Annotated in this window: 13 protein-coding genes; 6 read left to right on the forward strand and 7 right to left on the reverse strand. The window is 51.5% G+C overall.

What is annotated here, in order from left to right:
- Positions 1-196: 196 nt before the first annotated feature.
- Complete coding sequence (locus IE092_RS00515; RefSeq protein ID WP_189355064.1) at positions 197-997, reverse strand: PP2C family protein-serine/threonine phosphatase; 801 nt, start codon at positions 995-997, stop codon at positions 197-199.
- Between the two features lie 82 nt (positions 998-1,079).
- Here IE092_RS00515 and IE092_RS00520 point away from each other — a divergent pair, with 82 nt between their 5' ends.
- The 4 genes from IE092_RS00520 to IE092_RS00535 all read left to right on the forward strand — a co-directional run bounded on the left by IE092_RS00520 (position 1,080) and on the right by IE092_RS00535 (position 4,934).
- Positions 1,080-1,280, forward strand: coding sequence for a YdcH family protein (locus IE092_RS00520; protein ID WP_189355065.1), 201 nt, complete (start codon positions 1,080-1,082; stop codon positions 1,278-1,280).
- 42 nt (positions 1,281-1,322) lie between these two features.
- On the forward strand, positions 1,323-3,404 hold the full coding sequence (locus tag IE092_RS00525) for an ATP-dependent DNA helicase (RefSeq protein ID WP_229792955.1): 2,082 nt from the start codon (positions 1,323-1,325) through the stop codon (positions 3,402-3,404).
- Positions 3,401-4,048: a hypothetical protein gene (locus IE092_RS00530; protein ID WP_189355066.1), complete on the forward strand. Its 648-nt coding sequence runs from the start codon at positions 3,401-3,403 to the stop codon at positions 4,046-4,048. The genes IE092_RS00525 and IE092_RS00530 overlap by 4 nt, the downstream gene beginning before the upstream one ends.
- A 64-nt stretch (positions 4,049-4,112) precedes the next feature.
- The gene (locus IE092_RS00535; RefSeq protein WP_189355067.1) at positions 4,113-4,934 is read left to right on the forward strand and encodes a M90 family metallopeptidase; all 822 of its coding nucleotides are present in this window, start codon (positions 4,113-4,115) and stop codon (positions 4,932-4,934) included.
- 406 nt (positions 4,935-5,340) lie between these two features.
- Here the strand turns inward: IE092_RS00535 and IE092_RS00540 are convergent, their stop codons facing one another.
- Positions 5,341-5,481 (reverse strand): hypothetical protein, encoded by a 141-nt coding sequence (locus IE092_RS00540; protein ID WP_189355068.1) that lies wholly within the window; start codon positions 5,479-5,481, stop codon positions 5,341-5,343.
- Positions 5,482-5,569: 88 nt separating this feature from the next.
- Here IE092_RS00540 and IE092_RS00545 point away from each other — a divergent pair, with 88 nt between their 5' ends.
- Entirely contained in the window at positions 5,570-5,962 is a 393-nt protein-coding gene (locus tag IE092_RS00545; RefSeq protein WP_189355069.1) for a VOC family protein, read from the forward strand.
- An 81-nt stretch (positions 5,963-6,043) separates the two neighbouring features.
- On the opposite strand, the gene IE092_RS00550 is transcribed toward IE092_RS00545, so the two are convergent.
- The gene (locus tag IE092_RS00550; RefSeq protein ID WP_189355070.1) at positions 6,044-8,011 is read right to left on the reverse strand and encodes an AAA family ATPase; all 1,968 of its coding nucleotides are present in this window, start codon (positions 8,009-8,011) and stop codon (positions 6,044-6,046) included.
- 280 nt (positions 8,012-8,291) lie between these two features.
- On the opposite strand from IE092_RS00550, the gene IE092_RS00555 reads away from it, so the two are divergent.
- On the forward strand, positions 8,292-8,738 hold the full coding sequence (locus IE092_RS00555) for a PACE efflux transporter (RefSeq protein ID WP_189355071.1): 447 nt from the start codon (positions 8,292-8,294) through the stop codon (positions 8,736-8,738).
- 396 nt (positions 8,739-9,134) lie between these two features.
- Here the strand turns inward: IE092_RS00555 and IE092_RS00560 are convergent, their stop codons facing one another.
- From IE092_RS00560 to IE092_RS00575, 4 genes are all read right to left on the reverse strand, one after another.
- Complete coding sequence (locus tag IE092_RS00560; protein WP_189355072.1) at positions 9,135-11,090, reverse strand: ATP-binding cassette domain-containing protein; 1,956 nt, start codon at positions 11,088-11,090, stop codon at positions 9,135-9,137.
- A gap of 117 nt (positions 11,091-11,207) precedes the next feature.
- Positions 11,208-12,110 (reverse strand): 50S ribosomal protein L3 N(5)-glutamine methyltransferase, encoded by a 903-nt coding sequence (prmB, locus tag IE092_RS00565; protein ID WP_189355073.1) that lies wholly within the window; start codon positions 12,108-12,110, stop codon positions 11,208-11,210.
- 20 nt (positions 12,111-12,130) lie between these two features.
- Positions 12,131-13,258: a succinyl-diaminopimelate desuccinylase gene (gene dapE, locus IE092_RS00570; protein ID WP_189355074.1), complete on the reverse strand. Its 1,128-nt coding sequence runs from the start codon at positions 13,256-13,258 to the stop codon at positions 12,131-12,133.
- Positions 13,255-13,632, reverse strand: coding sequence for an arsenate reductase (locus IE092_RS00575; RefSeq protein ID WP_189355075.1), 378 nt, complete (start codon positions 13,630-13,632; stop codon positions 13,255-13,257). The genes dapE and IE092_RS00575 overlap by 4 nt, the downstream gene beginning before the upstream one ends.
- Positions 13,633-13,642: the final 10 nt, after the last annotated feature.

Raw genomic sequence — 13,642 nt, forward strand, 5'->3', positions numbered from 1 at the left:
CAGTAAGGTATTAAAAATAAAAAAAGGAAGCACGGGCTTCCTTTTTTTATGCCTGACTATCGTCAATAAGATTAGATAGAAACAGGCCTGAATCTGGTTTGTTCTGAGTTCGTTCGCTTGTCGTAGACAGAGTGTGCATGATTACTGCAGTGGTCGTTTGCTAGCTGCAGCAATAATCTCATTACAAACAGTTTCCTTAAACAGCGCGCCGGATTTTTTCGACTTTATAGTTTTTGACTTCCGGCGGTGGTTCAATCAGCTTCACAATCGCAAAAGTACAGTTGTCTCCTCTGGGAGCACCACGATCCCTGGCTTTGCGAATCAGGAATTCTGATGCCTGACGCGGTGTGTTTGCTGCCACGGCTGCAGACAATTCGGCATCTTCAAAGTAATGCCATAAACCATCTGAGCACAACAGAAAATAATCACCGGCTTCAAGATTGCTGCGCTCGCCAATGGTGACAAATGGTGGGGTAGTGTGAGAACCGAGAACGTTGGTCAGAATGTTGGATAAGCGATGATGTTTGGCTTCTTCAGGGCGGATTTTGCCTTCGTCCACCAGTCTTTCAACGTAAGAGTGGTCACGGGTTTTTTCGGCGAAATTCGGGCCGCTGAAACGGTACAGACGTGAATCACCTGCATGCGCCCAGACAGCTTCTTTCTGCGGCGTGATGACCAGCGCGACAAAGGTACTGTGCGGTTCTTTTTCTGACGACACGGCGGTCAGCTGGATGACGGTGTGGGCTTCCTGTACGATGTTTTCAAGCAACTGGCGGACATTGCCACCCGGATAGAAGTCATCAAACAAATGTTTTGCGGTACGTACCACCTGTTCGGCAGCGAGAGCGCCACCGCTTTTACCACCCATGCCATCGGCCACCACAGCCATCATGTAGCCGGGCGCGCGCGGAGCCGCGAACAGCGCGACACGGTCTTGCTGTTCCTGGCGGTCACCGATATGTTGCCCGGTGCCTGCTTCGATCTTATATTGGCTCATACGTCTTGGTAGATTAAACTAACGGAAAGTCTGTATTGTGGCTTTCCCAGAATTTACATTATTTTACTTTAAGCTGAAGGCTATGAGCCACCCTGAACAAGTACGCCAGCGCATCATCGAACTGGAAGTGGAGCACCGGGACCTGGATCAGGTGATTGCGACCCTGATTCTGGAATCCGGCTACGACGAATTACAGCTCAGGCGTTTAAAAAAGCGCAAATTGCAGCTGAAAGATCACATAACTCTGTTAAAAATGCAACTCACTCCGGACGTTCCGGCTTGATGGCTGTTGTATCACGAAACGTACCGGGAAGGTTGTAACATTTTGAGTGATCAGGACTCAGTATTTATTAAAGACCGCTATGCCGGTGAAGTGGAACATCTGTTCGGCACGGAAGGTCCGCTGGCGCAGGCTTTGGGTGGTTATAAACCGCGTCGTTCCCAGATTGAAATGGCGAAAGCGGTGGCCGATGCGATTGCCGGACAAACCACGTTGCTGGCAGAGGCCGGTACCGGCACCGGCAAAACCTATGCATATCTGATTCCGGCGCTGCTGTGGGGCGGCAAAGTGATCGTTTCCACCGGAACCAAGAACTTACAGGATCAGCTGTTTCTGCGCGATATTCCAACGATTAAGCGCACCCTCAGAGCCCCGGTATCGGTGGCATTGCTGAAGGGGCGCGCCAATTACGTCTGTCATTACCATCTGGAACGCACGCTGCAAAACGGACGTTTAACCAGCCGTGATGACGTGGTGTACCTGCGCGATATTTCCCGCTTCATCAAAACCACCAACAGCGGTGACAAAGCTGAACTTGCACGTGTGCCGGAAACTGCCGGTATCTGGAATCTGGTGACATCGACCAAAGATAACTGTCTCGGTTCGGATTGCCAGTATCATCAGGACTGCTTTGTGATGAAAGCGCGCAAGGAAGCGCAGCAAGCGGACGTGGTCGTCGTCAACCATCACTTATTTTTTGCAGACGTGGCGCTGAAAGATACCGGTATTGCTGAATTGTTGCCTTCAGCCAACACTGTGATCTTTGACGAGGCGCATCAGTTGCCGGAAACCGCCAGTTTGTTCTTCGGTGATACGGTTTCGACTTCTCAGGTACTGGAGCTGTGCCGCGATGTGCTGGCAGAAGGCTTATCGTTTGCGCGTGATGGTGCAGACTGGGCCAAGCTGGTAGCGCCTGTGGAACGTGCAGCGCGTGATATGCGACTGGCGTTTCCGCAGGATATGGTGCGTCTGGGCGTTGAACAAATTGATGCGGACGGCCCTTTCTTTGAAGCGCTGGATGCACTGATTGCCGCATTCAACGACATGATCGCGGTACTGGAAAAGCAAGCCGTGCGTGCTGAAACGCTGGAGCAATGCCGCGCCCGCGCGATTTTGCTGCAAGAACAGTATGAAAACTGGCTGGAGCCGCCCAAAGACGAGAAAGAGGGCGACTACGTGCTGTGGGTGGAAGCCTTTTCGGTTTCTCTGCAATTGCACCGTACGCCTTTATCGATTGCACCGATTTTCAATAAGCAGCGCGAAGGTACGCCGCGGGCATGGATTTTCACCTCCGCCACGATGGCAGTGAAAAACGATTTCACGCATTACGTCGCGCAAATGGGCTTGTGGAATGAACCGGCGCATACCTGGCCGAGTCCGTTCAATTATCAGGAGCAAGGCTATCTGTACGTGCCTTCCGGTATGCCAGACCCGAATTCCCGCGATTACACCGATGCGGTACTGGAAAAAGCCTTACCGGTGATTGGCGCGGCGGGTGGCAAGACCTTCTTCCTGTGCACGACCTTGCGTGCTGTGAAGCATGTTGCAGAGCGGCTGCGTACAGAATTTGAAGACCGTGGCTGGCCGTTTCCTTTGTTTGTGCAAGGTGAAGCCGGACGTACCGAATTGCTGGACAGATTCCGCGCTGCCGGTAATGGTGTGCTGATCGGCAGTCAGAGTTTCTGGGAAGGCGTGGACGTGCGCGGCGACGCGTTATCGCTGGTGATTATCGACAAACTGCCATTCTCGCCGCCGGATGATCCGGTGCTCGCAGCCCGTATCGCGGCAATGGAAAAGAAAGGTATGAATGGCTTTGTCCATCATCAGCTGCCATCCGCCATCATTAACCTGAAGCAGGGGGCAGGGCGTCTGATTCGTGATGAAAACGATCGCGGTGTGCTGATGATTTGTGACCCGCGTCTGATTGATAAACCTTACGGTCGCCGTATCTGGCAAAGTCTGCCCGGATTTGCGCGTACCCGTCTGGAGCCGGATGTGCTGCGCTTTTTCAAGCAGTTACAGGCAGAGCGAAAAGCTGCAGCGGCGACAGCTTCTGCACCTGCATCCGCACCGGTGAGCAATACAGCTTCCCCGTCCGCTGATACCGCAGACACTGCCGAAGAATGACCGATTTGCAGTGTCATTTCAGCGATGGTGCAGACCGCGCCGTCTGGCAGCCTTGCTGGCTGGCATGGGAAAACCTGCAGCAAGCTATTCTGCAAGCGCAGGGTGAACCAGCCTATTTGCAAGCCAAAACCGGCAATCTGAGCTTGCTGGCGCAGGCAGTGGCGATTGCCGGTGGCTGTGCCGTGCAGGATTTTCAGACGCTGAATTCGTCTGTACGCGGTAAAAGTGCCGATGGCTGGCAGGGCAGGCTGGACCTGTGGTTGTCCGTGGGCAGACAGATCCACGCCGTGCAAGCCAGTCAGCAATGGCTGGACTGGCGGCGGCAGGATAAGCAGCACATCATCCGCCACGAGTTACAAAATCTGCAGCAGACTTTGCAAAAGATGTCGTTGCCGCCGCGCTGGCAACCTGCCGGATTACTGATCATTCCATGGTTCAGCCGCCGTAAAGAAGGCGATGCCGCGCTGACAGATGAACAATGCCGGCAATTGCACGAAGAACTCTGTCAAGTGGCGGCGGTCAGCGTCGTCAGCTATTTTCCGGCAGCAACGCGCAGGCTTAGCAGTTCCGAAGGCGAACGCTGGCTGCCCGGCTGCAGCCTGATCTGGCAGAACCTGCCGCCGGCACCACAACCCTTGAGTTAGTCTGATTCAGCCCCACGTTCTGCCAATCCCACCCGTGCATGCGGTGGATTGAACAGGAGAAACCATGCTGGCGCAGTTTGCAGTGTTACTGGGTATCGCAGGATTACTGATCGTTGGCATGTTTGTTTATCCGCGCTGGCGGGTGCGGCGTGCGGTGCATAAAGCCTTTCCGCTCGCTTATTCCGCCATTTTGCGGCGCGATCTGCCGCAATACCGGCACTTAGCACCGGATCTGCAATGGCAGCTCAAAAAGCGCATTCAGCAATTTCTGTTTGAAAAAACCTTTGTCGGCTGCGCAGGGCTGGAAGTGACCGACCAGATGCGGGTACTGATCGCCGCCCGCGCTTGTATGTTATTGCTGAACCGCGAAACCGAAGTCTATCCCGGCCTCAGCCACATCCTGATTTATCCCAGTGTATTCGTGGTGCCACGGGAATTCCGCACCGAAGATGGTTTGACGGTGGAATCGCGTCAGGTGCTCAGCGGTGAATCCTGGAGCGATGGCAGGGTGCTGTTGGCGTGGGATCAGGTCATGCCACCGGAAGGGCAGATACCCGGGCATGATGTCGTGATGCACGAATTTGCGCACCAGTTAGACGGCGAAGACGGTGTAGTGGATGGCGCGCCGGATCTCGGTTCGCAGCAGCGCTATCAGGTGTGGTCGCGCGTCATGCGTGACTGCTACCGCCGTCATGCGCAGATGCTGGCACACGGCGAACACAGCACCATTGATGCATACGGACAAACCAATGCCGCTGAATTTTTTGCCGTCAGCACCGAAACCTTCTTCACCAACCCGCATGGTCTGAGCATGGAATTTCCCGATTTATTCCGGTTACTGCGCCAGTTTTACCATGTCGATCCCCGCGAATGGGCGGGGTCTTAAGGCTGTTTTACCGGCAGTATCGTCGCCCGAAATCCATAATTTTTCATCCGCCACGCCGCAGAATATGTACCGGAATACACCTGATTGCATGCATAAATTAAACTAACGGACGTTTTTGTATTTAACAGCTGGTTACAATTTTCCGGCATTTTCACTAGATTCAGCACAACTGAGCAAGCCGTCAGAGTAGAAGAGGGTAGCCGCGTAACTGCAGGCAAGTACCCAATCGAAAATCCCGAAAACGCAACTGCCAGACAAGCTGCGCCAGATGCCGGAGCCGTCAGCGACAGAAAAGACACGCATCACTATCCGATTCCCAACCGCATTACATCCAGCCAAACCCGCCGTGTGCAACCTGAAAGGATCGCACAAAAATCCGGAGAATTATGCAGAAAGCCGCATTTGATCAAAAAACAGGCAGTCCGCTCGCCCAGTGTTTCTGCCGACAAGCGCCAAAATCGCTCAAAAATTTGTGCTGAACACCGCATTTTGGTGTTTTAATGGCAATTTGGCGGCGCTGGCCTTGCAAACCAGCAATAACAGACATTATTCGCCATCATCACCAGCCACGCATCCGGAAATCAATACATCAGCGCAAACGCTGACGAACACTCAAACGCCAGAACAGGAAAAACATGAAATTCGGCTACACCATCATTTACGTCGCAGACGTTGCCGCATCACTGACATTCTTTGAAACCGCATTCGGCCTGCAGCGCCGCTTTCTGCATGAATCCGGCGAATACGGCGAACTGGAAACCGGCGCAACCACGCTGGCGTTTGCCTCGCTGAATCTGGGGAAAATGCATTTCGCAGACGGCGTACTCGCCGCCGCCGACAGCCCGCGCCCGCTGGGCATGGAAATCGCACTGGTCACACCGGAAGTCGAAGCCGCCCACGCCAAAGCCATTGCCGCCGGTGCAACGTCCCTCAGCGCCCCCGCCGCCAAACCCTGGGGCCAGACCGTATCCTATGTGCGCTGCCCGGATGGCACACTGGTGGAATTGTGTACGCCGATGGGGGAGTGAGGCGTGTTTTCCCTAAATCGTTTATCAAACTCGGGTCAGCTACCAACCAGAGTTTGATGCGAATATTCTATTGTTGATCCACTAGTGAGTGCAGATCATTGCAAGAACAGAGAATAGCTTACTGAAGGCAATTAGGTCATCCTCATTAGGTTTGATTTTTTGAGTTGAAATGAGTTCTGCAAATGCTGCTTTCGAAAGAGCAACAGGCTTTCCGGTTTCATCAATTATTTTCTCGACCGGTTGATCAAATACTTTCTTTCCAAACTCTTCAGCCTCGTCATACAAATTGCATGTTGTTGTTCGATAAACTTTTTTACCTGTTCCCGGGCTCATTACTATTTCAATCTCATTTGAGAACCATAGCCGCCGACTTGTGTCTGGATCAGGTGATCGAAGAGTAGCATCTGAAAAGTACAGTTCTATACTTAGATTTCTATATTTTTCTCGATGGTTTGGTATTGGCAAACATAAAGAGTATACATTATTTCCATGATTTTTAAATTCTGAAGGTCCTCCTGACATTGATTTTATGATTATTGGATTGTCTCGATCAAAGATAAATATCATTTTTCTTTTTTGAGGTATTGCTGAAAAATGCTCGCACATTTGACTCAGTTTGATATCTCCCATTTCTAGCTCGTTTCCATATTCATGAAATGAGAGGTTGAGATCTAAAAAAAGGCCTTGATTTTTGGCTGTGTCGAGCATGGATTTAATATATTTCCAATCAGTTTTTCCCTCGGTGATTATTAATGGATTTTCGTTTCTTTGGGATTCATTTTTAATAGCATCAAGTTCAACGCGAAATCTCTCGTTTCTTTCCATGAAAATATCATAGGTTGATTTAAACTCTATGAATTCTTCGGGGATTATTTTGTTTCCAAGTGGTAAGTTGTATATATCAATATCTCCACTCTCTGTCATTCCAAGTAAAAAGAATGGTGAATGAGTGGTAAATATGAACTGAACTTTTGGAAATTTTCTAAGTATCTTGGGAAGTACTGTCTTTTGAAAGTTGATGTGTAAATGAAGGTCGATTTCATCTATTAAAACTATGCCATTAACTTCTTCAAGTGTTTTTGGTGGATAGCCTTTGACTAATTCATACGTGCGAATTATTTCAGTGGCTAGACCAAGTGTCATTAATTCACCTGATGACAATTGGGAAATTTCTGGAGCAACTATTTCCTCTATGCCATCGTTGTTAGTGGAGAAAATAGCAATTTCTCTATTTGCTTTGGGACTTATTCCTACGCGCGCTGAGACGATATTTGGATTCTTAGCCATCAGCATGGTAGATATAATCTCATTAACAAGATTAAATAGCAAAGTATTGGGGCCTTCGTAGCCAAGAAATGTTTTATGACCTCCTATAAAAACTGGCTCCCCAAGCTTGAGTTCGTATATTTCCCTATCTAATAAAACATTTAAAATCCATCTTTTTGTTTCTTCGATAATGTTTGTTCTGATGGGGTTAAATTTTGATTGCCCAAAATAATGCTTTTCATTGGCGAAGTTCACATTCGCTTTTTCATTCATCCAATATGCTGTTTCATATCTGAAGTATGGAAAATATAAGAAAAGAGAATTTTTAATTAATTCCTTCTGGTCTTCATTGATTGTTATGTTCTTGTAAAACCCTGAGTTTTTGAAATCACTTTGAATTAGCTCGTTTTGGAGATTTGGGGCTAAATTTCTTGACATGAATTCGGCGCCATTTAATTTTGTGACTAATTCATTGAATTCAATGTTACCACTTGGTGTTTTTAATTTTATATTCAAATAACTATAGTCTTCAGGGTTTTTTATGTATTTTCTTGTTGATAATTTAATGTATTGATTTCCTGGTACTTCTTGAAGCTCTGAGAATGACTGTCGTCTTGCTTCTGTCACAGCATCAAGAATTGAAGATAGTGTTAACGACTTTCCAGCACCATTTTGCCCAACGATTGCGATGGGGATTTGATGCTCATTTTCTAACGTTCGCGGTGTAATTTCGACTTCTGAAATTGGTCCAAAATTTTTAACTTTGATTTTTTCAATTCTCATAATTTTTAAAAAATTCGTTGACTTTGGCTTTCAGGGTTAATTAGTTTTTGTAATTTTATCATGAGTATTTATTTTGTGTATGTTGTAATTAGAGTTATGATTAGGTCAGTGTGATGCTAATGGGTTATGATGAATTTCAGGGTAATTAAATCGGGTTTTGCTTGAATTGATCGAGTTTTGGTTAATTCAATAGACTCAGCATTCGTATATCATCTTAGTTGTACTTTTCCTCAATTGCTTGCCTCAAATATAATTATTTGCAGCGTTGGCCTGTCTTGTCATGTCTTCATCTTCTTCCAAACTCCGTTCCGTACCTGACCGGATTCGTCAGGTCGCCATGTTTGAAACCGGCGGTTTATTGCTGATTACGCCGCCGTTTATCTGGCTCAGCGGGGTGGCGGTGGTGGATTCGTTTGTGTTGCTGGCGATGGTGGCGCTGATCGCGGCAGTCTGGAATGCGGCGTACAACACCGGATTTGACTGGCTGGAGCACCGATTGACCGGACGGGCGGCGGATCAGCGGCCGCTGAAGTTACGGATTCTGCACGCTACCGGCTTTGAAACTGGCTTGCTGCTGGTCAGCCTGCCGATTATCGCGGTGTGGACTGGCATGGGCTGGTGGGAAGTGCTGATCGCAGATATCGGGCTGGCGGTGGCGTACACGATCTACGCATTCTTCTTCAATATCGCTTACGACAAGTGGTTTCCGATTACGACGCAATCGTGAGGCGCTGGGACGTCCGGTGCGTTCAGCGCGCGTCTGTCGGTTCTCAGCGGCCTGATCCACGCGTTCTGCCAGCATCAGGGATTGTCAGTCTGCTTTTCACCGTATTGTGCAAATATCGTCATTTGTGATTTCCGGAGAGCCGGACTTTCTGCCGACGACCGCCGGATCGCTGTGCAGGAGTCCGCATTTGAGGTGTTTTCGGGCGGTTTTGAGCAGTTTCCGGCAGTCAGGGATGGTTCTCAGAGCTTTCGTCGTTTGCCCGTCTGAAAACGGTGTTGCTGTCTTGCCGTGTTTGGCTCGATTAGGGCACTCTGTCGCGGTCGCCAAGACATCAGAAAAAGAAAACGGCCCGCAGTGCAGGCCGTTTGTTCAGGTGACGCGGTCTGACAAAGATGCTCAGATAATTGCTTCCAGCGCTTCCTGTTGTTCCAGCCAGTCGCCTTCCAGTTGTTCCAGTTCTTTTGTCAGCTTTGCCTGATCCAGCAGCAGGGCTTTCAGTTTTTCTTTGTTGGCATCGCTGTAAATGTCGCTGTCTTCCAGCTGGCGGTCGATGTCGGCTTTCAGTTTGCCGGCTTTGTCCATCTGGTCTTCCAGTTTGCGGATACGGTTTTCTATCGGTTTGCGCAGGCCGGACAGGCGCTGGCGTTCTTCCGCATCTTTACGGCGCTGTTCTTTCTGATCGACTTTAGAGACAAACGCGACGCCATTGTCGGCATTTGCTGCAGCAGATGCTGAAGGGGCGGCAGCAGCGGCGGCTTTGGTTTCCAGCAGCCATTGTTTGTAATCATCCAGATCGCCGTCAAACGGGCGCAACTGGCCGTGGCTGACGATCAGGAACTGGTCGGTGGTGGCGCGCAGCAGGTGGCGGTCATGCGATACCACCAGCAGCGTGCCTTCAAACTGCGCCAGCGCTTCGGTCAGTGCCTCGCGGGTTTCCAGATCCAGATGGTTGGTCGGTTCATCGAGCAGCAGCAGGTTAGGGCGTTGCCAGACGATCATCGCCAGCGCCAGACGGGCTTTTTCACCGCCGGAGAACGGGCCGACCGGTGATGTGACCATGGTGCCAGGGAAGTTGAAGCTACCGAGGAAGTTGCGCAAATCCTGTTCACGCACATCCGGTGCGATACGGCTTAAATGCCACAGCGGCGATTCTTCGTGGCGCAGCATTTCGATCTGATGCTGAGCGAAGTAACCGATGCTCAGGCCTTTACCGCTGAGAATTTTGCCGTTCAGCGGCGCCAGATCGCCCACCAGCGTTTTGATCAGGGTGGATTTACCCGCACCGTTTTCACCGAGCAGGCCGATACGCTGGCCGATCTGCAGCGAAAAATCGATGCCGCCGACAATGCGTTTCGGCAAGCCATCTTCCACCGGATAGCCGCAGTCCACGCTGTCCAGCACCAGCATGGGATTCGGTGCGCTGGCCGGTTCGCGGAATTCAAAACTGAACTCAGCGGCAGCGCGCAATGGTGCGATTTCTTCCATACGCGCCAGTGCTTTCATCCGGCTTTGTGCCTGACGGGCTTTGGTGGCTTTGGCTTTAAAGCGGTCGATGAAGGATTGCAAATGCGCGCGCTGGCGGGCTTGCTTCTCGATCATGGCTTGTGCCAGCACGATCTGCGCGGCGCGCTGACGTTCAAAGCCGGAATAGTTGCCGCTGTAACGGCGCAGCTTTTTATCGTCGATATGTACGATTACATTGACGATGCCATCCAGAAAATCGCGGTCATGCGAAATGATGATCAGCGTGCCCGGATAGCGGCGCAGCCAGTCTTCCAGCCAGATAATCGCGTCCAGATCCAGATGGTTGGTCGGTTCATCGAGCAGCAGTAAATCAGAGCGGCACATCAGCGCCTGCGCCAGATTCAGACGCATACGCCAGCCACCGGAAAAACTGGCCACCGGCAGCATGAATTGTTCAGGACGGAAACCCAGACCGGTCAGTAATTGTTCGGCGCGGGAGCGGGCAGTGTAAGCATCAGCATCCGCCAGTGCAGCATGTACTTCTGCCATTGCCAGACCGGTTTGCTCATCGTGCTCGTGGTTTTCCAGCTCTGCCAGACGCGCTTCCAGACCACGCAGACGGGTGTCGCCATCCAGCGCGTAATCAATGGCAGGGCGGTCGAGCGCCGGGGTTTCCTGCGCGACCGACGCCATTTGCCAGCTGGCCGGAATGTCGATATTGCCCTGATCCGGATGCAGCTCTTGCCGCAGCATTGCAAACAGGGTGGATTTGCCGGTGCCGTTGGAGCCGATCAGACCGATGCGTTCACCGGGATTTAAGGTGACATCGGCCTGTTCAAACAAGCTCTTGTTGCCGCGTAACAGCGAAATTTGCTGCAAACGAATCATAAAACTTCCGTATTCTTTATCAGACTCACTGCGGGACACTTGCTGACAGGCAGCGCTGTCCCGGAAAAAACAAAAAGCCCGTCAAGCACAGGCTGACGGGCTGGCAGGGCGTGCAGCTTAGTTCAGCCAGTCACGCAGATCTTGCGCCTGCACCAGGAAAACCATGTCGTCACCGGCGCTGGTTGATACCCAGGTCATTGGCAAGCCGTCAAATGCCACTTCAGCAAAGGCACGTTCATTACCGATTTCCACCATCAGAATACCGTCTTCGGTCAGGCGGTCTGCAGCTTCACGCACGATAGTGCGAACCAGATCCATGCCATCATCACCACCGGCCAGCGCAATTTGCGGCTCGTGCAGATATTCTTTTGGCAAAGTCGCCATTGAACCAGAGTTCACATACGGCGGGTTGGTGATGATCAGATCATACTGACCAGCCGGTACGTTCTGGTACAGATCAGACTGAATCAGATTCACGCGGTCCTGCAATTCGTAAGTGGCAACATTACGTGCAGCCACAGCCAGTGCATCCGCAGAAATATCCACGGCATCCACCTGCGCATTCTCAAACGCATCGGCCATCATGATCGCGAGGCAGCCGGAACCGGTGCACAGTTCAAGAATACGGGTGACGGAATCCGCATCGCCAACCCACGGCGAGAAGCGTTCCGGAATCAGTTCTGCGATGAAAGAACGCGGCACGATGACGCGCTCATCCACATAGAAATTGTAGGTGCCCAGCCATGCTTCATTGGTCAGATACGATGCCGGTACGCGGTCGGTCACACGGCGTTCAATCATCGCCAGCACGGCTTCGATTTCTTCCGGCAGCAGACGTGCATCCAGAAACGGATCGATTTTATCCAGTGGCAGATGCAGCGTGTGCAGAATCAGGTAGGCTGCTTCGTCCAGCGCATTGGCGCTGCCGTGGCCGAAGAAAACTTTCTCGCGCTGGAAGCGGGAAACCGCATAACGCAGCAGGTCGCGGAAAGTCTGAAAAGTGCTTGCAGGTGTACTCATGGTCTTGGTTGCCGTCCGGATCACAGTAAAAGGTTTTCCAGGGCGCGGCGATAGATGTTTTTGAGAGGCTCGATGTCATCCAGAGCAATATGCTCGTCGATCTTATGGATGCTCGCGTTCGGAGGGCCGAACTCTACCACCTGCGGGCAGATTCTGGCAATAAAACGGCCATCGGAAGTGCCACCCGTGGTCGATAATTCCGTCGTCACACCGGTTTCATCCTGAATGGCTTTTGCCAGCGCATCGCTGAGCGTGCCTTTCGGTGTCAGGAACGGATGGCCGCCGACGGTCCATTTCAGGTCGTAATTCAGGCCGTGTTTATCCAGAATCGCGTGTACGCGCTGCTGTAAACCTTCGGCGGTGCTTGCGGTAGAGAAACGGAAATTGAAATCCACCACGCATTCACCCGGAATCACATTCGATGCACCGGTGCCGGCGTGGATGTTCGATACCTGCCATGAGGTCGGCAGATAGTATTCATTGCCTTCATCCCAGACTTCCTGTGTCAGTTCACTCAGCGCCGGTGCCAGCACATGTACAGGATTCAGCGCCAGATGCGGATAGGCGATATGGCCCTGAACACCTTTGACGGTCAGACGGCCGGACATCGTGCCGCGACGACCGTTTTTGATGGTGTCGCCGAGTTTTGCGGTGGAAGTCGGTTCGCCGACGATGCAGTAATCCAGTTGTTCGCCGCGTTCTTTGAGGCGGTTGCAAACGATCACAGTACCATCGGTGGCAGGGCCTTCTTCATCGCTGGTGATCAGAAAGCCGATCGAGCCTTTGTGGTCAGGGTTGGCTGCGACGAATTCTTCAGTGGCAACGACAAACGCGGCAATCGAGGTTTTCATATCTGCAGCGCCACGGCCATACAGCTTGCCGTCACGGTGCGTTGGCGCAAACGGCGCGGACTGCCATTGGGCAACCGGGCCGGTTGGCACCACATCGGTGTGCCCTGCAAAGACCAGCAGCGGTTGTTCGGTGCCGCGACGTGCCCACAAATTGGTGACGTCGCCGGAAGGCATGCTTTCGCAGCGGAAACCGAGCGGTTCCAGCAAAGAAATCAGGGTTTGCTGGCAGCCTTTGTCTTCAGGCGTGACGGAATCGAGCGCAATCAGCTGCTCGGTCAGGGCAAGGGTTTTACTCATGGTGTGTCGGAGAAAATGCCCGCGTACAAATCCGGCTGAAAACCGGTTTGCAGGCGTGTGATGTGGTTGTCTTGTTGGATTTGCAAAACCGGACGCTTGATCAGCGACGGGTTTTGCACCATCAGCGCAATCGCCTCCGACACATTTTCTGCAGACTGTTTTTGTGCATCGCTGAGTGCGCGCCAGGTTGTACCTTTGCGGTTAATCAGCGTGGCCAGATCGGTGTGTTCCAGCCACAGTGCGATTTGCTCTGCTGTCAGTCCTTGTTTTTTGAAATCGTGAAAATCAAAGCTGATTTGCTGATCCGCCAGCCATGTACGGGCTTTTTTGACGGTGTCGCAGTTAGGGATACCAAAAACAGTGATGTGTGTCATGAGGTGTTGC

This window comes from Cognatundibacterium squillarum (genome assembly GCF_014652435.1).
GTDB classification, from domain to species: domain Bacteria; phylum Pseudomonadota; class Gammaproteobacteria; order Burkholderiales; family Burkholderiaceae_D; genus Undibacterium; species Undibacterium squillarum.

Coding starts and splice junctions, on each gene's coding strand:
- IE092_RS00560 (WP_189355072.1), bottom strand. CDS start 11,090: ATGATTCGTTTGCAGCAAATTTCGCTGTTACGCGGCAACAAGAGCTTG.
- dapE (WP_189355074.1), bottom strand. CDS start 13,258: ATGAGTAAAACCCTTGCCCTGACCGAGCAGCTGATTGCGCTCGATTCC.
- IE092_RS00530 (WP_189355066.1), top strand. CDS start 3,401: ATGACCGATTTGCAGTGTCATTTCAGCGATGGTGCAGACCGCGCCGTC.
- IE092_RS00515 (WP_189355064.1), bottom strand. CDS start 997: ATGAGCCAATATAAGATCGAAGCAGGCACCGGGCAACATATCGGTGAC.
- IE092_RS00545 (WP_189355069.1), top strand. CDS start 5,570: ATGAAATTCGGCTACACCATCATTTACGTCGCAGACGTTGCCGCATCA.
- IE092_RS00540 (WP_189355068.1), bottom strand. CDS start 5,481: ATGTCTGTTATTGCTGGTTTGCAAGGCCAGCGCCGCCAAATTGCCATT.
- IE092_RS00555 (WP_189355071.1), top strand. CDS start 8,292: ATGTCTTCATCTTCTTCCAAACTCCGTTCCGTACCTGACCGGATTCGT.
- IE092_RS00535 (WP_189355067.1), top strand. CDS start 4,113: ATGCTGGCGCAGTTTGCAGTGTTACTGGGTATCGCAGGATTACTGATC.
- IE092_RS00550 (WP_189355070.1), bottom strand. CDS start 8,011: ATGAGAATTGAAAAAATCAAAGTTAAAAATTTTGGACCAATTTCAGAA.
- IE092_RS00520 (WP_189355065.1), top strand. CDS start 1,080: ATGAGCCACCCTGAACAAGTACGCCAGCGCATCATCGAACTGGAAGTG.
- prmB (WP_189355073.1), bottom strand. CDS start 12,110: ATGAGTACACCTGCAAGCACTTTTCAGACTTTCCGCGACCTGCTGCGT.
- IE092_RS00575 (WP_189355075.1), bottom strand. CDS start 13,632: ATGACACACATCACTGTTTTTGGTATCCCTAACTGCGACACCGTCAAA.